The 17,501-nt window shown below is 72.7% G+C and carries 19 protein-coding genes; 8 read left to right on the top strand and 11 right to left on the bottom strand.

What is annotated here, in order from left to right:
- Nucleotides 1–80: 80 nt before the first annotated feature.
- The 3 genes from ACT3TZ_RS08555 to ACT3TZ_RS08545 all read left to right on the top strand — a co-directional run bounded on the left by ACT3TZ_RS08555 (nt 81) and on the right by ACT3TZ_RS08545 (nt 3,340).
- Nucleotides 81–1,037, top strand: coding sequence for an AEC family transporter (locus ACT3TZ_RS08555; protein ID WP_444582983.1), 957 nt, complete (start codon nt 81–83; stop codon nt 1,035–1,037).
- A 75-nt stretch (nt 1,038–1,112) separates the two neighbouring features.
- Nucleotides 1,113–2,765 carry an acetolactate synthase large subunit gene (locus ACT3TZ_RS08550; RefSeq protein ID WP_444582982.1) on the top strand — a complete coding sequence of 551 codons (1,653 nt, stop codon included), beginning with the start codon at nt 1,113–1,115 and terminating at the stop codon, nt 2,763–2,765.
- Nucleotides 2,762–3,340 carry a GNAT family N-acetyltransferase gene (locus ACT3TZ_RS08545; protein WP_444582981.1) on the top strand — a complete coding sequence of 193 codons (579 nt, stop codon included), beginning with the start codon at nt 2,762–2,764 and terminating at the stop codon, nt 3,338–3,340. The genes ACT3TZ_RS08550 and ACT3TZ_RS08545 overlap by 4 nt, the downstream gene beginning before the upstream one ends.
- A gap of 7 nt (nt 3,341–3,347) precedes the next feature.
- Here ACT3TZ_RS08545 and ACT3TZ_RS08540 read toward each other — a convergent pair whose 3' ends face one another.
- From ACT3TZ_RS08540 to ACT3TZ_RS08520, 5 genes are read right to left on the bottom strand one after another with little or no spacing between them, the layout of a single operon-like run.
- Complete coding sequence (locus ACT3TZ_RS08540) at nt 3,348–3,962, bottom strand: response regulator (RefSeq protein WP_444582980.1); 615 nt, start codon at nt 3,960–3,962, stop codon at nt 3,348–3,350.
- The gene (locus tag ACT3TZ_RS08535; protein ID WP_444582979.1) at nt 3,959–5,266 is read right to left on the bottom strand and encodes a sensor histidine kinase; all 1,308 of its coding nucleotides are present in this window, start codon (nt 5,264–5,266) and stop codon (nt 3,959–3,961) included. Before ACT3TZ_RS08535 ends, ACT3TZ_RS08540 begins: the two co-directional genes overlap by 4 nt.
- A 43-nt stretch (nt 5,267–5,309) precedes the next feature.
- Nucleotides 5,310–6,161 carry an ABC transporter permease gene (locus ACT3TZ_RS08530; protein WP_444582978.1) on the bottom strand — a complete coding sequence of 284 codons (852 nt, stop codon included), beginning with the start codon at nt 6,159–6,161 and terminating at the stop codon, nt 5,310–5,312.
- On the bottom strand, nt 6,158–7,111 hold the full coding sequence (locus tag ACT3TZ_RS08525; protein WP_444582977.1) for an ABC transporter ATP-binding protein: 954 nt from the start codon (nt 7,109–7,111) through the stop codon (nt 6,158–6,160). Before ACT3TZ_RS08525 ends, ACT3TZ_RS08530 begins: the two co-directional genes overlap by 4 nt.
- The gene (locus tag ACT3TZ_RS08520) at nt 7,108–7,386 is read right to left on the bottom strand and encodes a hypothetical protein (protein ID WP_444582976.1); all 279 of its coding nucleotides are present in this window, start codon (nt 7,384–7,386) and stop codon (nt 7,108–7,110) included. The genes ACT3TZ_RS08525 and ACT3TZ_RS08520 overlap by 4 nt, the downstream gene beginning before the upstream one ends.
- Nucleotides 7,387–7,627: 241 nt before the next feature.
- Here ACT3TZ_RS08520 and ACT3TZ_RS08515 point away from each other — a divergent pair, with 241 nt between their 5' ends.
- From ACT3TZ_RS08515 to ACT3TZ_RS08500, 4 genes are all read left to right on the top strand, one after another.
- The gene (locus ACT3TZ_RS08515; protein ID WP_444582975.1) at nt 7,628–8,005 is read left to right on the top strand and encodes a GntR family transcriptional regulator; all 378 of its coding nucleotides are present in this window, start codon (nt 7,628–7,630) and stop codon (nt 8,003–8,005) included.
- Entirely contained in the window at nt 8,002–8,946 is a 945-nt protein-coding gene (locus tag ACT3TZ_RS08510) for an ATP-binding cassette domain-containing protein (protein ID WP_444582974.1), read from the top strand. Before ACT3TZ_RS08515 ends, ACT3TZ_RS08510 begins: the two co-directional genes overlap by 4 nt.
- Nucleotides 8,943–9,692, top strand: coding sequence for a hypothetical protein (locus tag ACT3TZ_RS08505; RefSeq protein ID WP_444582973.1), 750 nt, complete (start codon nt 8,943–8,945; stop codon nt 9,690–9,692). Before ACT3TZ_RS08510 ends, ACT3TZ_RS08505 begins: the two co-directional genes overlap by 4 nt.
- A 76-nt stretch (nt 9,693–9,768) precedes the next feature.
- A complete protein-coding gene (locus ACT3TZ_RS08500; RefSeq protein WP_444582972.1) occupies nt 9,769–10,779 on the top strand; it encodes an RNase H family protein in 1,011 nt (336 codons plus the stop codon).
- On the opposite strand, the gene ACT3TZ_RS08495 is transcribed toward ACT3TZ_RS08500, so the two are convergent.
- A complete protein-coding gene (locus ACT3TZ_RS08495; RefSeq protein WP_444582971.1) occupies nt 10,757–11,311 on the bottom strand; it encodes a hypothetical protein in 555 nt (184 codons plus the stop codon). The genes ACT3TZ_RS08500 and ACT3TZ_RS08495 overlap by 23 nt on opposite strands.
- 167 nt (nt 11,312–11,478) lie before the next feature.
- On the opposite strand from ACT3TZ_RS08495, the gene ACT3TZ_RS08490 reads away from it, so the two are divergent.
- On the top strand, nt 11,479–12,027 hold the full coding sequence (locus ACT3TZ_RS08490; RefSeq protein WP_444582970.1) for a DUF4031 domain-containing protein: 549 nt from the start codon (nt 11,479–11,481) through the stop codon (nt 12,025–12,027).
- Nucleotides 12,028–12,088: 61 nt separating this feature from the next.
- Here the strand turns inward: ACT3TZ_RS08490 and ACT3TZ_RS08485 are convergent, their stop codons facing one another.
- From ACT3TZ_RS08485 to ACT3TZ_RS08465, 5 genes are all read right to left on the bottom strand, one after another.
- Nucleotides 12,089–12,709 carry a LysE family translocator gene (locus tag ACT3TZ_RS08485; protein ID WP_444582969.1) on the bottom strand — a complete coding sequence of 207 codons (621 nt, stop codon included), beginning with the start codon at nt 12,707–12,709 and terminating at the stop codon, nt 12,089–12,091.
- Nucleotides 12,710–12,766: 57 nt separating this feature from the next.
- The gene (locus ACT3TZ_RS08480) at nt 12,767–14,386 is read right to left on the bottom strand and encodes a sensor histidine kinase (RefSeq protein ID WP_444582968.1); all 1,620 of its coding nucleotides are present in this window, start codon (nt 14,384–14,386) and stop codon (nt 12,767–12,769) included.
- Nucleotides 14,387–14,417: 31 nt separating this feature from the next.
- Nucleotides 14,418–15,137, bottom strand: coding sequence for a response regulator transcription factor (locus ACT3TZ_RS08475; RefSeq protein ID WP_444582967.1), 720 nt, complete (start codon nt 15,135–15,137; stop codon nt 14,418–14,420).
- A 60-nt stretch (nt 15,138–15,197) separates the two neighbouring features.
- Complete coding sequence (locus ACT3TZ_RS08470) at nt 15,198–15,692, bottom strand: LapA family protein (protein WP_444582966.1); 495 nt, start codon at nt 15,690–15,692, stop codon at nt 15,198–15,200.
- A 93-nt stretch (nt 15,693–15,785) separates the two neighbouring features.
- Nucleotides 15,786–17,429: a DNA repair helicase XPB gene (locus tag ACT3TZ_RS08465; protein WP_444582965.1), complete on the bottom strand. Its 1,644-nt coding sequence runs from the start codon at nt 17,427–17,429 to the stop codon at nt 15,786–15,788.
- Nucleotides 17,430–17,501 lie beyond the last annotated feature (72 nt).

Here is a 17,501-nt window from a genome sequence, read left to right as displayed (position 1 = left end):
GGCATCGACAGCCGCGCCGACACGGAGTCCGCGAGGCGTCACAGCGCCTCGCGCCGTGTCGAGACGAGGCGATCACCCGCATGCTCACGGTGCTGCTGGGAGCGATGCTCCCCATCGTGGTCACCCTGGTCCTGGGGTTCCTGGCGGCCTGGCATCACGACTTCACCGGGGACCAGGCATCCGTCCTGAACCGCATGGTCATGCGGTACGCCTTGCCGCTGAGCCTGTTCACGGGGCTCGTCGTGACCCGGCGGGCCGAGCTCGTGAGCGACCTCCCCATGACCGTGGCGGTCGCCGGCGCGATGCTCGGCGGCTACCTGCTCGCCTTCGGCGTCGCGCACTGGCTGCTGCGCCAGGACCTCGGGGTCTCGGCGCTCGTGGGCCTGGCGGTGGGCGGCCCGGCGGTCCCCTTCGTGGGCACCTCCGTGCTCGGCTTCCTCTTCGGTGCCACGAGCGCGGTCCCGATCGCCGTCGCGGGCATCGTCATGAACCTGGTCCAGGTGCCGCTGACGATGATCCTGCTCGAGCACGCGACGGGCGGCCCGGTCACCCGTGCGGCCGATGCTCCGCCGCGGACCCTGTGCACCAGCATCCTCGGCGCGCTCAAGGAGCCCGTCGTGTGGGCCCCCTTCGTCGCCCTCGTCCTCGTGCTGCTCGGGATCGGCCTGCCCAAGGCCGTCACCCAGGCCCTGGCGCTCCTGGGCACCACCACCGGCGGCGTCGCGCTGTTCGCCTCCGGCGTCGTGCTGTTCGCCCACAAGGTGGCCGTGAACCCGCCGGTCATCGGCGTGGTCCTGGCCCGCAACGTCGTCGTCCCCGGGATCCTTCTGCTGGTGCTCGGCCTCCTCGGCCTGCCCGCCGCGGCCGTGCAGCAGTCCGTCATCACCATGGCCATCCCGACCGCCTCGATCGCCGTGATCCTCGCCGTGCAGTACCGCACCGGCCAGAAGCTCATGGCCTCGACCCTGTTCTGGAGCACGATCCTGTCGCTGGCCACGATGGCGGCATTCATCGCCCTGACCGGTGTGGGGTCCTGACGGCCCGTGCCCGAGCACCGCATCATCCCTGTCCACCCGTCCACTCGCCCCACATCAGTTCCGAGGAGCAGCACCATGTCAGATCGCACCGTCGCACAGCTGATCGTCCAATGCCTGCAGGAGGAGGGCGTCGAGGTCGTCTTCGGGATCCCCGGTGAGGAGAACATCGGTCTCGTCACTGCGATCGCGGACTCGCCCATCCGGTTCGTGCTCGTGTGCCACGAGCAGGGCGCCTCGTTCATGGCCGATGTCTATGGCCGCCTCACCGGCCGGGCCGGCGTCTGCGTCGCGACCCTCGGACCGGGCGCCATCAACCTGCTGCTGGGTGTCACGGACGCCCAGACCGACTCCACGCCGCTCGTGGCGATCTCCGCCCAGGTCGGCATCGGACGCGCTTACAAGGAGTCCCACCAGATTGTCGACCTGCAGGCCATGTTCGCCCCGGTCACCAAGTGGTCGGACACCGTGATCACCCCGGCGGCCGTCCCCGAGATGGTGCGCAAGGCCTTCGATCTGGCCCAGGGGGAGCGGCCCGGCGCGACGTACCTCGCCATCCCCCAGGACATCGAGGCGCAGCCGGTCGTCCCGGACGCTCGGCCGCTGGGGGCGCGTCCCAGCCATCGGGCCGGCCCGGATCCCGAGCAGGTGCGCCGTGCCGCGGAGCTGCTGCGCGCGGCCAAGGCGCCGATCGTCCTGGCCGGGCACGGCGTGGCACGCGGCCATGCCTCGGCCCCGCTGGTCCGACTGGCCGAGCAGCTGAACCTGCCGGTCGCGACCACCTTCATGGGCAAGGGCGTGATCCCGGACCGCCATCCGCTCGCGCTCGGCGTGGTGGGGTTCATGGCCCACGACTACGAGAACTTCGCCTTCGAGAGCGCCGACCTCATCGTGAGCGTCGGCTACGAGCTGCAGGAGTTCGCGCCCGCCAAGATCAACCCGCACGGGGACACGCCGATCATCCACCTGAACCGGACGGCCCAGGACGAGGACGCGTGCTACCAGATCGCCGCCGACATCGAGAGCGACGTCGCCGCGGGCCTCGAGGCGCTCCTCGCCGCCACCACCGACATCGCTCCCTGCGCGGATCGCGACGTGCCCATCCGGGACCTGCACCGAGCCGAGCTCCAGGACGTGGGCGCCGCCGAGGCCTTCCCCGTCCTGCCGCAGCGCCTGGTCGCCGAGACCCGGGCGGCGCTCGGGGACGAGGACATCGTGCTCGTGGACACCGGCGCCGTGAAGATGTGGATGGCGCGCCTCTACCCCACGCAGAAGCCGCTGACCTGCATCATCTCCAACGGCCTGTCGACCATGTCGTTCTCCCTGCCCGGTGCCCTCGGGGCCGCGCTGGCCGCGCCCGGTCGCAGGGTGCTCGCCGTGATGGGGGATGGCGGCTTCCTCATGAACGCCCAGGAGATCGAGACCGCCGTCCGGGAGGACATCCCGCTGGTGGTCCTCGTGTGGGTCGACGGATCCTACGGGCTCATCAAGTGGAAGATGGACATCGAGCTGGGGCACCACGAGGCCGTCGACTTCACCAATCCCGACTTCGTGCAGTACGCCGAGAGCTTCGGTGCGCACGGGCACCGCATCACCGCCGCCGATCAGATCAGGCCGACCATCGATGCGGCGTTCACCGCCGGAGGGGTGCACGTCATCGAATGCCCGGTGGACTATCGCGAGAACGACGCCCTGACGGACCGCCTGGGAGAGGTGACGGTGGCGCTGTGACCTGGCGCGCACACGACCAGGACGTGGCCCCGGCGGGGCCCGAGGCGCGCACCGAGCGCCTCACGCTCCATGCGCCGACTCCCGCGGACCTCGCCGACCTCCACGCCCTGTACGGGGATCCGCGCGTCTGGACCCACCTGCCCAGCGGGCGCTTCGCGGACCCCGAGACCACCCGTGCCGCCCCGGAGACCTGGCAGGAGGACTGGCGGCGCGACGGACTGGGCGCCTGGGTCGTCCGCGAGGACGGCCGGGTGGTGGGCCATGGTGGCTGCGCGGTCCGACGGGGCAGCTTCTGGAACCTCGGGTACCGCGTCGCCCCGGAGGTCCAGGGCCGCGGGCTGGCGACCGAGGTCGCGCGCGCCGGCATCGAGAGGGCGCGCGAGCATCGGCCGGAGCTGCCCGTCGTCGCCTATCTGCTCGAGCACAACCTCGCCTCGGCGGCGCTCGCACGGAGGGTGGGGCTGACCCTGCGTCATCGTGCCCCCGACGTGGGCAATCCGGATCCCGATGCCGTGCGCCTCGTGTTCGCGGACCGGGAGCTGGATGCCTCGGAGCTCGCGGCGACCCTGCGGTGAACCGCCGTCAGATCCAGCCGTGCCGCCGCGCGATGGACACCGCCTCGTGGCGGTTCGCGGCCTGCAGCTTGGACTGGGCGCTGGACAGGTAGTTGCGCACGGTGCCCTCCGCGAGATGGGTGCGGCGCGCGATCTGGGAGACCTCGGCGCCGTCGGCCGCGAACTCCAGGACGTCCGCCTCGCGCGGCGTGAGCGGGGAATCGCCCGAGGAGATCGTCTCCGCCGCCAGCTCCGGGTCGATGGCGCGGCGCCCCTCGGCCACGGTCCGCACCGCGCGGGCCAGATCGGTGGCGTTGGTGGTCTTGGGCAGGAAGCCCAGCACCCCCTGCGCGAGCGCGCGCTTGAGATATCCCGGGCGGGCGTGCGAGGTCAGCACCAGGCAGCGCGTCCCCGGCGAGGTCTCGGCGATCCGCGCGCAGAGCTCGAGGCCGTCGGCGTCGGGCAGCTGCAGGTCGACCACCGCGACGTCCGGGGCCAGCTCGCCGACCAGGGCGGCGCCGCGTGCCGTGTCGGCCGCCTCCCCGACCACCTCGATGTCGTCCTCGAGACCCAGCAGGGTCGCCAGGGCGCTGCGGATGAGGTGCTCGTCGTCCACGAGGACGATCCGGATCGGCGGGGTCACGGGGTCTCCTCGGAAGCAGAGGCAGAGGCGGGAGCGACGGACGTGACGGCGTCGGCGAGGGACGACGGTGCTGGGACAGCAGGGCCGCCGGCTGCTGTCGGCGACAGCGGGGGAACCGGGGCCAGCCGTGCCTCGAGCAGGTACCTGCCCTCGTCCTGCCGCGTGCGCAGGGAGCCCTCGGGACCCAGGCGGGCCGCGAGACCCTGCAATCCGCTGCCGTGCTCCGGTGCGGGACCCGGGCCCGCGCCGTCGTTGACCACGACGATGCTCCGCTCCGCGAGCGCGATGCGGACGTTCAGGGGCCGGCCGTGCCGGAGCACGTTGGTGCCCGCCTCCCGCAGCACCCACGCCGCCACCGGGGCGGTCTCCGCCGGGACGTCGGCAGGGTCCCCCTCGACGTCCACCGCGATCCCCGCCGACCGCAGGAGCGAGACGGTGCCCCGCAGCTCGGTCGCGAGGTCCGCGCCGTGGTAGCCGCGGACCAGGGCCCGCATCTCGGCGAGGGTGGACCGCGCGATCTGGGCCACCTCCTGGCCCTGCGCCGCGGCGCGGGGATCGGCGCGCTCGGCCAGGCGGCTGGCGAGCTCGGCCTTGACGACGATCGCCGAGAGGTCGCGCCCGGCGACGTCGTGGAGGTCCCGGGCGAACCGCAGGCGCTCCTCGGCGACGGCCAGGTGCGCCTGGACCCCGCGCGCCTCGTCGAGCTCGCGGACCAGCGCGGCGAGCCAGAGGGAGCTGCGGCCCGTCACGATCATGCCCACCAGCACCCCGGTGCCGAACGACACCGCGACGGGACCGACGCCGAGGAGCGCGGCGACGGCCCCCAGCACGAGCGATCCGATGATCGAGACGGGCAGGGGCAGACGCAGCAGCTGGACGGCGATCGCCGAGGCGACGAGGACCATGAGCACCTCGTCGCCGAGGGCCGGGTGCCGGGTCGCGACAACCGCGATGCCGAGCGCGACGGGAACGCAGATCGCGACCAGGGACCAGCGGGTTCCGGCGAGCACCCGGACCTCCGGCAGCGACCATCGGCCCGGGGCCGATGGTGGGCCGTCGGTCCACTGCAGCGTCACCAGCACCGCCGCGGTGGCGCTCGCGAGCGATTGCGCGAGGAGGAGCGTCAGGAGCAGCGGGCTGTCGGCCCCTGCGGCGAGGTCCCGGGGGAGGACTCCCAGGCACGCCAGGAGCATCGCGGGGAGCATGAGGAACAGGACGGCCTCGGACCCGACCGTGTACCCGCGGAACACGGTCCAGGGCCGCGTGCCCGCACCGTCACGGGGGCCGGGTCCAGGGACGCTCATGGCATCAGATCCTCGCACGCGGCGCTCACGGGGCCCCGCCGCCTCAGCCGCGAGGCTCCCACCGGAACCGCTGGGCCACGAGCACGCACGCGAGCACCAGCCAGACCAGCAGGATCACGGTCTGCACACCGGCATCGGCCCACAGTGCGCCGGTGCTCAGGGGCGCCCCGTCGGCGTCGATGCCCAGCCACCCCATCCGGATCAGCGCCACGATGGGCGAGGACGGGATGACGGTGATGAGCCGCCCCAGCCAGTCCGGCATGAGGTCCAGCGGGACCGCGGCGCCGGTCCCGAGCACCAGCACCGCCATGATCGGCAGGCAGGTGACCTGCGCGGATTCGACGGTGCGGGTGATGTTCGCGGTCACGAGCGCCAGCGGCACCATGAGCACACCGCCGAGCACGACCCCCAGGAGGATCAGCAGCACCTGCCGGGGAACGGGCAGGTCCAGCAGCGGGACCGAGATCGCGGACATCACGGCGATCATCACGGCGGCCACGAGCATGGCCGGCACCGCGGCGGCGGCCAGCACCGTCGCGTCGGAGGCCTCCCCGGTGCGCAGTCGCTTGAGCACGAGCTCCTGGCGGCGCGCCACGTAGGCGCACAGCAGGTTGTAGTAGACGACGAACAGCAGGGCGATGACGAACATCATCCCGAGCGCCCCCGCGAGGTGCGCGGGACCGGCGCCGGCCCGGGCGATGGGCAGGTACAGGAACGGGACGGCGACGGGCATGAGGATCGCGGTGCCCAGCTGCATGCGGTTGCGCAGCAGCATGGTCAGCTCCGCGCGGACGAGCCCGAGCAGTCGCCGCCCCGGGGCCGGGCTGCGGACGGGCGCCGAGGGACCCGGGTTCGGTCGGGCGGGGACGGGACGGTCGGTGACGTCGGCGGTCATCGGGGGTCTCCTTCGGCGATGGTGAGGAACACGCTCTCGAGGCTCGCGGCGCGGGCGTCGAGCGCCGAGAGCGTCACGGCGTGGTCGTCGGCCCAGCGCAGCAGCGTGGAGAGGTCCTGCTGGAGGTGGGAGGTGCTGACGGCGAGGCGGGCGCCGGTGCGCTCGACGGCGCCCGCGAGAGCAGGCAGGTCCCCGACGTCGCGGGGCAGCTCGCACCGGATCGACGCGGGGTGCCCGGCGACCACCTCGGCCACCGTGCCCTCGCGGACCACGCGGCCGTGGTGCATGATCGCGAGCCGGTCGGTGAGGGACTCCGCCTCGTCGAGGTAATGCGTGGTCAGCACGATGGTGGTGCCCCGCGCCTTGAGCCGTCCGATGAGCCCCCAGGCGCGCGCCCGGGACTCGGGGTCCAGGCCCGTGGTGGGCTCGTCGAGGAACAGGATCTCGGGATCCCCGGCGATCGCGCAGGCCAGGTCGAGGCGGCGCACCTCCCCGCCCGAGAGGGAGGAGATCCGGGTGCCGGCGCGGTCGGCGAGGTCGACGTCGGCGAGCACCTCGGCGACGGGGCGCGGGGCAGAGAGCGTGGAGGTCCACATGCGCAGCGACTCGGCGGCCGTGAGGTCTGCCGGGAAGCCGCCCGTCTGGAGCATGAGGCCCTGACGGGGGCGGACGCGCCGGCGATCCCTCCACGGGTCGAGCCCCAGGACGCGTGCGGTGCCCGCAGACGGACGGGCCAGGCCCTCGAGGACCTCGAGGGTCGAGGTCTTCCCGGCGCCGTTCGTGCCGAGCAGGCCGAACAGCTCGCCACGGCGGATCTCGAGGTCCACGCCGTCCACCGCGAGGAACGCGTCCCGGCCGTGGCCGTATCGGCGCTGGAGTCCTCGCGCGACGATGACGGGCTCGTCCCCGGCCGTCTCCCGGGGCGCCGTGACGGGGGTCGGGGCGGTCATCGGCCCGCACCCGTCGTGCGCCTGTAGCCCTCGCTGAGGAATCCCCAGATCAGGCGGGCGACGAGCCAGAGCCCGACGACCACCGAGATGGCGACGGCGGGGACGACGGGCGGCTGGAGCACGAGGATCACCACCGTGACGATCGCGGCGTTGACGACGAGGGCGAAGAGCTCCCGGGACAGGGTCGATGCGGGCCGGATGCCGAGCACGTCCCCGAGGAGGCCGCGCTCGGGAGCGGGCGTCCGGGACGGTGCGGGGGTGCGCTGAGTGGTCATGGCGACCAGTCTTCGCGCGCGGCGTCGCCGCTGGTAGGGCGGCAGATCACCGGGCGAGGTGACGGCTTCACGGCCCGGGCATGAGAGATGTCATGGGGATCCTCGCGACGGGAGGCGCGGAGACCCTCTTGCCATCTGTGTATACCGTGCATATACAGTAGATGCAGCACGAGGGCCGGGCGCGAGCCCGCACCGGTGGAGGAGCGCGACGCCACGGCATCGCGGACGGGAGGAGGGAACCATGCACATCACCGTGGACCCGACGGCCTTCGCACCGATCTACGAGCAGATCCGTGCCGGGGTCGCCGACGCCATCGACCGGGGCGAGATCGAGGCCGGGCAGCCCCTGCCGTCGATCCGTGCCCTGGCGCGGGACCTGCGCGTCAGCGTCATCACCACCACGCGGGCCTACACCGAGCTCGTGGCCGACGGGTACGCCGACGCCGTGCAGGGCAAGGGTGTGTATGTGCGCGAGCGACCGGCCCAGCAGGTGCGCGAGCGGGCCCTCGCGCGGATCGAGGCGAGTCTGGCCGGGATCGTCACGGCCGCGGCGACGGCGGGCATCGCTCCGGAGGAGCTGCACCGGATGCTGGATTCAGCGATCGAGGAGGACCGATGAACGTCGAACCCCAGCACATCGATGAGCACCGCGAGGACGACACCGCCGTCCGGGTGCGTGGCCTGGACGTGCGGCTCCCGGCACCGAAGCATCCCTATGCGGACCCGATCCCGGTGCTCCGGGGGCTCTCCTTCGATGCGCCGCGCGGTCAGGTCACCGCGATCGTCGGCTCCAACGGGGCGGGCAAGACCACCGCGCTGCGGGCGATCATCGGAGCCCTTCCCAGCAGCGGCGGGCAGATCGCGATCCTGGGTTCCCCGATGACCGGCGTCGAGGACGCCCTCCCGTCCGGCGTCGCGGTCGTGCCCGATGCTCCGATGGTCCCCGGGTCCTGGTCCGCCGACGATCTCGCGCGCCTGCTCCGGGGCACCGTCGAGTCCTTCGACGTCCGCGATTTCGGTCGCCGGCTGCGCCGGCACGGGATCGACCCCGGAACGTCCGTGCGCGATCTCAGCCGCGGACAGGCCACCTGGTTCGGCATCTCCGCAGCCCTCGCCACCTCACCGCGACTCCTGATCGCCGACGAGCCGCTGGCCCGCCTGGACCCCCTGGCGCGGCGCGACCTCGTGGACCTCCTGCGCGGCTGCGTCGCCGACGGCGCATCGATCCTCCTGAGCACCCACGACCTCGAGGGCATGGATCGCTTCGTGGACCACCTCGTCGTGGTGGACGCGGGGCGCACCGTGCTCGAGGGCGACGTCGAGACCCTGCGCGACAGCTATCTGGACGTCGAGATCCCGCGCGAGCACGGGGATGGCGCGCTCCACCTCGTGATGACGGGGCTCGAGAGCGCGGCGGACACGTCGAGAGGGCTCGTCCACGTCGATGACGCGGCGCTGCTCCCGTCCGACTCCGACCTGCGGAGGCCCACACTCGCGGACCTGGTGACCGCGCACCTGCGCGAGGCCCGGGCGAGCACCACGACGAGGAGGGTCTCATGACCACGACCGCACAGCGACGGACGAGCGGCCGCGTCGCGGCCTGGCGCACGGGGCCCACCGTGCGTGCCGCCCGTGTGGAGCTCCGCCTGCAGCAGGAGGCGTTCGCCGGATCGATGATCCTGGCAGCTCTCGCGCTCGTCGTCGCCATCGTCTCCACCCCGTTCCTGACGGGTCTCGCTCCGCTCTGGGCGGCTCTGGCCTGGCAGCGCTACGGCCGCGCGGACGTGCCGGAGGCCGTCGCCTTCAAGGCGGCGCTCGGGATCTCACCGGCCGAACGGGTCCGGGGGAGGGTCGCCCTCGTCGGCCTCGAGACCCTCGTGCTGATCCTGGTCGCCACGGCCGGGACCGTCATCGGCATGGTCCGGGGGGACGGGGGGAGCATGGCACCTCTGTCGGATGCCCTCGGCGGGCCGTGGGGTGCCGTGCTCACGGCGTTCTGCGTCGTCCTCGGGTCGATCACGGTCCTGTCCCTCGTCGGTGTCGCCGTCGGCCGGGAGTGCACCACCCGACGGCCGGGGTGGGGCATGTTCGCGATCTCCCTCGTGGTGTTCTTCGGCGCGTCGCTGCTGTCGGCCCTGGTCGTGCTCCTGCCGGCCGAGATCCTGCAGGCGGTGATGCCCAGGCCCTGGGGCACGGTGTGCGTCGTGGCGTACCTCCTGGTGGCGGACGTGGTCGCCCTCCTGTTCCTGCGCGCACGCGTCCGCAGCTGGATCCGGGGACTGGACCGGGACGCTCGGCGGTCGTGAGACCGGACTCAGCCCGGGCGTGCCGAACGCCCACGTCCTGGGCGTCGCCCCCGGCGCCCGTGCGAGCATGCTGGGCATGACGATCACCGCCGCCGCAGACGGCTCCGCCCTCGGGAACCCCGGTCCCGCGGGCTGGGCCTGGTACATCGACGAGACCACCTGGCGTGCCGGTGGCTGGCCCCACGGCACCAACAACATGGGTGAGCTGATGGCGGTGCTCGACCTGCTGGAGGCCACCGCGTCGGCGTCCGATCAGCACCTCCATGTGCTGTGCGACAGCCAGTACGTCATCAACTCCGTGACGAAGTGGATGCCGGGCTGGAAGCGCAAGGGGTGGCGCAAGAAGGACGGCAAGCCCGTGATGAACGTCGAGCTGCTGCAGGGGATCGACCGGGCGCTCGTCGGGCGCAGCGTCGACTTCGAGTGGGTCAAGGGCCACGCGGGCCACGCGCTCAACGAGGCGGCCGACCGCCGTGCCAACGCCGCGGCGACCGCCTTCTCCAAGCATCAGGATCCGCAGGTCGGGCCCGGGTTCGACGGCTCCGCGCCCGCGCCGCGCCGCTCACCGGGCGCCGCGGCCGAGGACGACGGCGCCCTCGCGCTGTTCCCGGCCTCAGGCCCTGAGCAGGCCTCCCGGGGCGCCGGGACCTCGCACGCGCCGCGCGCGGACCGCACTGCTTCGCATGACCCCGCCGCGCGGGGGCGCCGCGATCGTCACCCCGTCGGATCCGACCTCGAGGAGGTCACCACCCGCGAGCTCGCGCTGCTGACCGATCAGGTCCGCGGCAGCCGGCGCGCCGCCGGCGCCCTGCTGCACCCGGAGTTCGTCGAGGTCGGCGCCTCCGGGCGACGCTGGGACCGCGAGCAGCTGCTTGCCCTCCTCGCGCCGCTGGACCACGATCCCTCGGCGCAGGACCTCGTGGCCGATGAGGTGGCGCCCGGCATCGTGCTGCTGACCTACACGACGCGCACGGCCGATGGCTCGCGCGTGTACCGCACCTCGCTGTGGGTGCGCCGCGAGGACCAGTGGCTGCTGCGCCACCACCAGGGGACGGTGGCGGGCGTCAGCCCTCGCCCTGCAGGGTGAGCACCACGACGGGCGAGGCGGCGGAGATCCAGGCCCGCGGCGACCATCCCTCCGCGCGGACGTGGTCGGCGATCCCCGGGCATTCGGAGAAGTCCTCGTCCGTCAGCTCGGCCAGCAGCTCGGGAACCGCCTCGGGTGTTCCTGGCACCGGGGCGCCGTCCGGCGTGCACAGGGCGCGGAGCTCCTGGGCCTGGGCGGGGGAGAGGGTGACGATCGCGTCGACCCAGTACCCGGCGGAGCCCGGGGCATCGGACCCGAGCGTGCCGGACCACCACAGGTAGGCGGCGTCCTCGGGCAGGTGGCGGGTGCGTGTGCGCACCGGCTCGGCGTCCGTCTGCGCGGCCTTGTCGACGGTGCGTCCCTCGGAGGTCCGGGCGGCCTCACCGGAGGGGCCATCGGCGCCGCCGGACCCGACCAGGTCGCAGCCCGACAGGCCCACGGCGAGGACGGGGAGCAGGAGCCGTCGGCGGTGCGACGGCGCGCTCGGGCCATCGGCGACGCGGACGCGAAGGCGATTATGGGGCTGCGGCATGGGTCTCCTCCGACGATTCTCGGTGCGGACCACGATAGGTGACCCATCGTGCCCGGTCACGGCCGCGCCGGGTCCTCGGCGCTCTGTGCCTGGGAGACCTCGCACGATCCGTCCTGTCCCCTGTGGAACCATGGCGCCATGCCCATCGCCCCGCGCGCCGTCACCCGGTGACCGTCTACGCCGACACCCCGCGCTGGTCACGGCACGGCACGCTCTGGGGGCACCTGATCTCGGACTCCTCCCTCGGGGAGCTGCACGCGCTCGCGGACCGTGCCGGGCTCTTCCCGCGGTCCTTCGATCTCGACCACTACGACTGGCCCGAGAGCGCCGCCCCCGCGCTCGCCGAGGCCGGGGCGGTGTTCGTGGGCAACCGCGAGCTCACCCGGCGGCTCCTCGCCTCGGGGCTGCGTGTGCCCGGCGCCGCGCGTGCCGCGACCCGGCGTGCGCGCACGATCGCCGCGGCCCGGGAGCTGGGACTGACCCACGTCCCGCTCGACCTGGTGCCCGGGCTGCTCGGCCATGCCGACCCGCTGCCTCCGCACGAGGCAGGCGCCTTCCGCATCACCCGCGACGCCCCGCCGGAGGCCCCGCGGATCGAGGCGGGCGACGAGGACGCCCGCCGCGCCGCGGCACACCTCCTGAGGACCCTGGACGAGCTCTCCCGGGCGACCACCGGCGCCGCGTGGGTGGGTCAGGTGCTCGACCGCGCGGACTGAGGGCGCCGCAGCCGGAGGAGACGCCGGCGCTCCCTCCGAGCGAGAGCCTCGAAACGCCGTCTCAGCGCTCGGTCGCGAGCCGGACGCCGAACGCCAGGAGTGCGAGCCCCGCGCACGCATCGACCACGCGACGCACCATCGGCCGCAGCAGCTTCTCCCGCAGGACACCGGCCAGCAGCGCCACCACCACGAGCCAGAGGCCGCCGACGACGGGCAACGTCCACGCGTGAACCAGCCAGGAGGCGACGGGAGCATCGGGGGCCACGAACTGCGGCAGCAGCGACAGGTAGAAGACGAACATCTTGGGGTTGGTGATGTTGGTCGTGAAGCCCTGGTCGAAGAACCGCAATCGCCGACGACGGCGCGGTCGCGGGGCGGCGTCCTCGTCCGCCCGCACCTCACGGCCTCGCAGGGCGGACACGACAGAGGTGATCCCGAGATAGGCGAGATAGGCGATGCCCAGCCAGCGGATCGTCTCGAACACCACCTGGTGGCGCACCACGATCGTCCCCACGCCGAGCGCCACGAGAGCGCCCTGCAGCGCCGAGGCCGTGCACACCCCGGCCACCGTGGCCAGGCCCGCCCCACGACCTCCGGCGACCGCGGACCGCAGGACCATCACGAGGTCCACCCCGGGCGCCACGATCACCAGCACGACCATCATCACGAATGCCCAGCTCATCTGCGCTCCTTCGTGGACCGATGCTCCGTGGCCGGCCCTACTCGTCCCCCGGGAGGATCAGCCGGCCGTGTCGGGGTCCGGGTCCGCCGAGGCGGACGTCCCGCCGCTGTCATCAGCCGAGGCCCCCGCAGTGCCGTCGGCGGTCAGCGCGCGCACCTGATCGGGGGCCACCGCGTGCTCGGCGTCGATGTCCGCCGCCACCAGCTCCACCCGGAAGGTGGCGCCGCCCCCCGGCGTCTGGTGGATCGAGATGCGCCCCTGGTGCTGCTCGACGATCGTCGCGGCGATCGACAGCCCCAGCCCGGCGCCCCCGCCCTGGGCCGCGGATCGCTGTCGCGAGACGTCGGTGCGGTAGAAGCGCTCGAAGACCCGTTCGCGCTGATCGGGCGGGATGCCCTCGCCGTGGTCGCGGACCTCGACGAACACCGTGCCGTCGCGGGACAGACCCGCCGCGAGCTCGACGGGGGAGCCCTTGGGGGTGTGGCGGTTGGCGTTGCCCACGAGGTTCAGGATCACCTGGCGCAACGAGGGCTCATCGGCCAGCACGCCGATCGGGACGTGCGGGTGGACCGTCAGCGGGGTGCCCGAGAGGGACACCACCATCACCTGGCGGTCGGGGTCCAGGGCCCGGAGATCCTGGGCGGCGTCGAAGATCGCGTCGGAGATGTCGACGGGCACCAGCACGGGCTCGGGGTTGTCGTCCAGGCGCGCCAGACGCAGCAGGTTCTCGACGAGCGAGCCCATCCGGCGGGCCTCGTCCTCTATGCGACGCATGGCCTGGGTGACGTCCTCATCGGTGCGCAGGGCGCCCATCCGGTACAGCTCGCCGAAGCCGCGGATCGCGGCGAGCGGCGTCCGCAGCTCGTGGGAGGCGTCGCCCACGAAGCGGCGCATGCGGGCCTCGGAGGCGGTGGCGCGGGTCTCCGAGCGCGACTGCGCGTCGAAGGACTGCTCGATCCGCACCAGCATCTCGTTCAGCGACACCGCGAGCGCCTGCACCTCCTGGGAGGTGCCCGTCACGGGAACACGGCGCGAGAGGTCGCCGCCGGCGATCTGGCGCGCGGTCGCCTCGACGTCCCGCAGCGGCTCGAGGGCGCGGTGGGCGACGTAGCCGCCGATCCCCATCCCGGCGAGCACCACGGCGGTGCCCACGAGCAGGATGATCAGCGCCATCTCGTGCATCGTCTGATCCACGCTGGTCATCGGCAGGGCTACGAACACCATGCCGTCGTGCTCGGGATCGGGCACCACCATCACGCGCCAGCGGGTCTGGTTGGCGTCCTGCAGGGTGAACGGCTCCTCCTGGAGCTCGGCCACCTGCGCGCGCGTGAGATCCGGGAAGGACAGCGACGAGGGCAGCGCCCCATGGCTCTGGACGGCGCGGCCGGTGACCGTGCCGTCGTAGCCGCGGAACTCGACGATGAAGTCGATCGGCGCGATCTTGCGCTCCGGGGTGCCGGTGTCCTCCGCGAGGTCCTCGGGCTCGACCCGCTTGACCTGGGCGATCGTGGTGCGCAGGTCGTTGTCGATGCTCCCCAGCAGGGTGCGGTGCAGCAGGTACAGCGAGAGGCCGCCGGTGGCCAGGGTGCCCGCGACGAGCACGAAGGAGATGACGCCGACCACGCGTGTCCACAGGGACACGGCGTGGTCGCTGCGCAGGCGGCGGGGGGTCAGCACGGGAGGACGGCGGGACCGGGCGCGAGCCCGCTCAGTGGGACTCGGCGGCGCGGAGCACGTAGCCGATGCCACGCTTGGTGTGGATCATCGGATCCCCGACCACGTCGATCTTGCGGCGCAGGTAGGAGATGTAGGACTCCACGATCCCGACCTCGCCGGACCAGTCGTAGTCCCACACGTGGTCCAGGATCTGGGTCTTGGAGACCACGCGGCCGGCGTTGAGCATGAGGTAGCGCAGCAGCTTGAACTCGGTCGGGGACAGGTCGATGGGGGAGTCGGCCCGGTAGACCTCGTGAGAGTCCTCGTCCAGGCGGAGGTCGCCGACGGTCAGTGAGGAATCGCTGGGCTCCTCGCTGCCGCCGTGGGTGCGGCGCAGCACTGCGCGGATGCGGGCTACGACCTCTTCGAGGCTGAAGGGCTTGGTGACGTAGTCGTCCCCGCCGACGGTCAGGCCCGCGACCTTGTCCTTCGTCTCGTCCTTGGCGGTCAGGAACAGGATCGGGTAGTGCTCGCCGCGGTCGCGCAGGCGCCGCGTGACGGTGAAGCCGTCCATGTCGGGGAGCATGACGTCCAGGACCACGAGGTCGGGCTTGTTCTCGGTGGCCTCGCGGATCGCCTCGTTGCCCGTCGACGCGGTGAAGACCTCGAACCCTGCGAAGCGCAGGGACGTCGCGAGGAGGTCGCGGATGTTGGGCTCGTCGTCGACGACGAGGAGGCGCGCCTCGAAGTCCTGGTCCTGATCGGTGCTCATCGGTCCAGTGTGGGCGTCCAGTGTGGGAGTCGGCTGGACGCCCGCTGTGCGCCGCGAGGGTCAGCGGCCGTTGACGAGATCCCGCAGCTCCGTCTCGTGCTTGCGCATCCGGCGCAGGCGCCACGAGAGCTGGATGATCCGCACCGATCCGACCAGCGCCATCACCAGGGCGCCCGCGATGGCCGCGAGCAGCATCGCCACGCCGAGCGGGAGGTCGAAGGTCGCCGCGAAGTACGTGAACGAAGCCTTCGTGTTGTTCTGGATCACGAAGATCAGCAGCAGGATCAGCACGATCGCGCCGAGGATCAGGGCCACCCAGGTGGCGGCGGTCGCCGAGCTGCGGCGGGCGGGCTTCTCGGAGACCGTGGGTCCGGCGTCGGGGCCGCGCGGGGTCCCGACCGGCTCGACGGCGGGCGACGGCGACGTGCCGCCGCCGGGCACGTACTCCTCGACCGGCTCGACGGGCTTTGCGGTGCCGGTGGGCTCGACGGGAGCGGGGGGACGAGGGGGCTCGCGATCGACGGGGCCGCGGGGGTTCGGCTCGGGGGTGGTCATGCTCAGCTCCTCGGGGGGAAGGGTGCCGCGATGGTCGTCGTGGCCAGCGCCCACTCTAACGATCCGGGAGGCCCGGCGACACGGCGGCGCCGCTCAGACCCCCGCCAGATCCTCCGCGTCCACGATCGAGTACGCGTAGCCCTGCTCGGCGAGGAACCGCTGGCGGTGCGCCGCGAAGTCCTGATCGGAGGTGTCGCGGGAGACGACGGTGTAGAAGTGGGCGGCGCGGCCGTCAGCCTTGGGACGCAGGAGCCGGCCCAGACGCTGGGCCTCCTCCTGGCGGGAGCCGAAGGCCCCGGAGACCTGGATCGCGACCGAGGCCTCGGGGAGGTCGATCGAGAAGTTCGCGACCTTGGAGACCACCAGGCGGTCGATGCGTCCCTCGCGGAAGGCGTCGAACAGCTCCTGGCGCCGCTTGATGCTGGTCTGGCCGGTGATGAGGTCGCAGTCCAGACGCTGTGAGATCTCCTCGAGCTGATCGAGGTACTGGCCGATGACCAGCAGCGGCTCCCCGGCGTGCTGGGCGGCCAGGCGCTCGACCACGGCGGTCTTGGCGGGGTGGGTCGCCGCGAGCCGGTGGCGGTCCTCGGCCTCGGCGGTCGCGTAGACCATGCGGTCCGCCGACGGCAGGGTGACCCGCACCTCGGTGCACACCGCGGGCGCGATGTACCCCTGGGACTCGATGTCCTTCCACGGGGCGTCGTAGCGCTTGGGCCCGATCAGCGAGAACACCTCGTCCTCGCGGCCGTCCTCCCGCACGAGGGTCGCGGTCAGGCCCAGGCGGCGACGCGCCTGGAGGTCCGCGGTCATGCGGAACACGGGCGCGGGCAGCAGGTGCACCTCGTCGTAGACGATGAGGCCCCAGTCCCGCGCGCTCATGAGCTCGAGGTGGGGATGCACGCCTTTGCGCTTGGTCGTCAGCACCTGGTACGTCGCGATCGTGACGGGACGGATCTCCTTGACGGTCCCGGAGTACTCGCCGATCTCGTCCTCGGTGAGGGTGGTGCGGCGGATCAGCTCCGCCTTCCACTGCCGGGCCGAGACGGTGTTCGTCACGAGGATCAAGGTGGTGCGGGAGGTCTGGGCCATGACACCGGCCCCCACGAGGGTCTTGCCGGCGCCGCACGGCAGCACGATCACGCCGCTGCCGCCCAGGTGGAAGCCCTCGACGGCCTCCCGCTGATACGGGCGCAGCGACCAACCGTCCTCGGTGAGGCCGATCTCGTGCGCCTCGCCGTCGATGTATCCGGCGAAGTCCTCGGCGGGCCAGCCCAATCTCACGAGCGCCTGCTTGAGGTTGCCGCGCTCGGAGGGGTGGACAGCCACGGCCAGCTCGTCGATCCGCTCGCCGAGCATCCCGCGGATCCGCTTGGAGCGCACGACCTCCTCGAGCACCGCCCGGTCGGTCGAGCGCAGCACCAGGCCGTGCTCGGGGTCGGCGTGCAGCTGCAGGCGCCCGTAGCGATCCATGGTGTCCGCGACGTCGACCAGCAGGGAATGGGGGACGGGGTAGCGGGAGTGCGTGACCAGGGCGTCGACCACGGTCTCGGCGTCGTAGCCGGCCGCGCGGGCGTTCCACAGGCCGAGGTTGGTGATGCGGTAGGTGTGCACGTGCTCAGGCGCGCGCTCGAGCTCGGCGAAGGGCGCTATCGCCGCGCGCGCCGCGGGCGCGCCGGGATGCCCCATCTCGAGGAGAAGGGACTTGTCGCTCTGGACGATGAGGGGGCCGTCGGTCACCGGGACAGGCTACGGCCGTGCGCCGACGGACCGCGAGCGGTCACGCGGAGGGCGAACGGTGGTCGAGGCCCA

It is taken from the genome of Brachybacterium sp. AOP25-B2-12, assembly GCF_052378625.1.
Taxonomy (GTDB): domain Bacteria; phylum Actinomycetota; class Actinomycetes; order Actinomycetales; family Dermabacteraceae; genus Brachybacterium.
Note: the sequence above shows the minus strand (reverse complement) of the source record. Positions and strands in the feature narration are given on the sequence as shown.

Coding starts and splice junctions, on each gene's coding strand:
- ACT3TZ_RS08550 (WP_444582982.1), top strand. CDS start 1,113: ATGTCAGATCGCACCGTCGCACAGCTGATCGTCCAATGCCTGCAGGAG.
- ACT3TZ_RS08505 (WP_444582973.1), top strand. CDS start 8,943: ATGACCACGACCGCACAGCGACGGACGAGCGGCCGCGTCGCGGCCTGG.
- ACT3TZ_RS08520 (WP_444582976.1), bottom strand. CDS start 7,386: ATGACCACTCAGCGCACCCCCGCACCGTCCCGGACGCCCGCTCCCGAG.
- ACT3TZ_RS08510 (WP_444582974.1), top strand. CDS start 8,002: ATGAACGTCGAACCCCAGCACATCGATGAGCACCGCGAGGACGACACC.
- ACT3TZ_RS08495 (WP_444582971.1), bottom strand. CDS start 11,311: ATGCCGCAGCCCCATAATCGCCTTCGCGTCCGCGTCGCCGATGGCCCG.
- ACT3TZ_RS08525 (WP_444582977.1), bottom strand. CDS start 7,111: ATGACCGCCCCGACCCCCGTCACGGCGCCCCGGGAGACGGCCGGGGAC.
- ACT3TZ_RS08470 (WP_444582966.1), bottom strand. CDS start 15,692: ATGACCACCCCCGAGCCGAACCCCCGCGGCCCCGTCGATCGCGAGCCC.
- ACT3TZ_RS08530 (WP_444582978.1), bottom strand. CDS start 6,161: ATGACCGCCGACGTCACCGACCGTCCCGTCCCCGCCCGACCGAACCCG.
- ACT3TZ_RS08500 (WP_444582972.1), top strand. CDS start 9,769: ATGACGATCACCGCCGCCGCAGACGGCTCCGCCCTCGGGAACCCCGGT.
- ACT3TZ_RS08555 (WP_444582983.1), top strand. CDS start 81: ATGCTCACGGTGCTGCTGGGAGCGATGCTCCCCATCGTGGTCACCCTG.
- ACT3TZ_RS08515 (WP_444582975.1), top strand. CDS start 7,628: ATGCACATCACCGTGGACCCGACGGCCTTCGCACCGATCTACGAGCAG.
- ACT3TZ_RS08485 (WP_444582969.1), bottom strand. CDS start 12,709: ATGAGCTGGGCATTCGTGATGATGGTCGTGCTGGTGATCGTGGCGCCC.
- ACT3TZ_RS08535 (WP_444582979.1), bottom strand. CDS start 5,266: ATGAGCGTCCCTGGACCCGGCCCCCGTGACGGTGCGGGCACGCGGCCC.
- ACT3TZ_RS08475 (WP_444582967.1), bottom strand. CDS start 15,137: ATGAGCACCGATCAGGACCAGGACTTCGAGGCGCGCCTCCTCGTCGTC.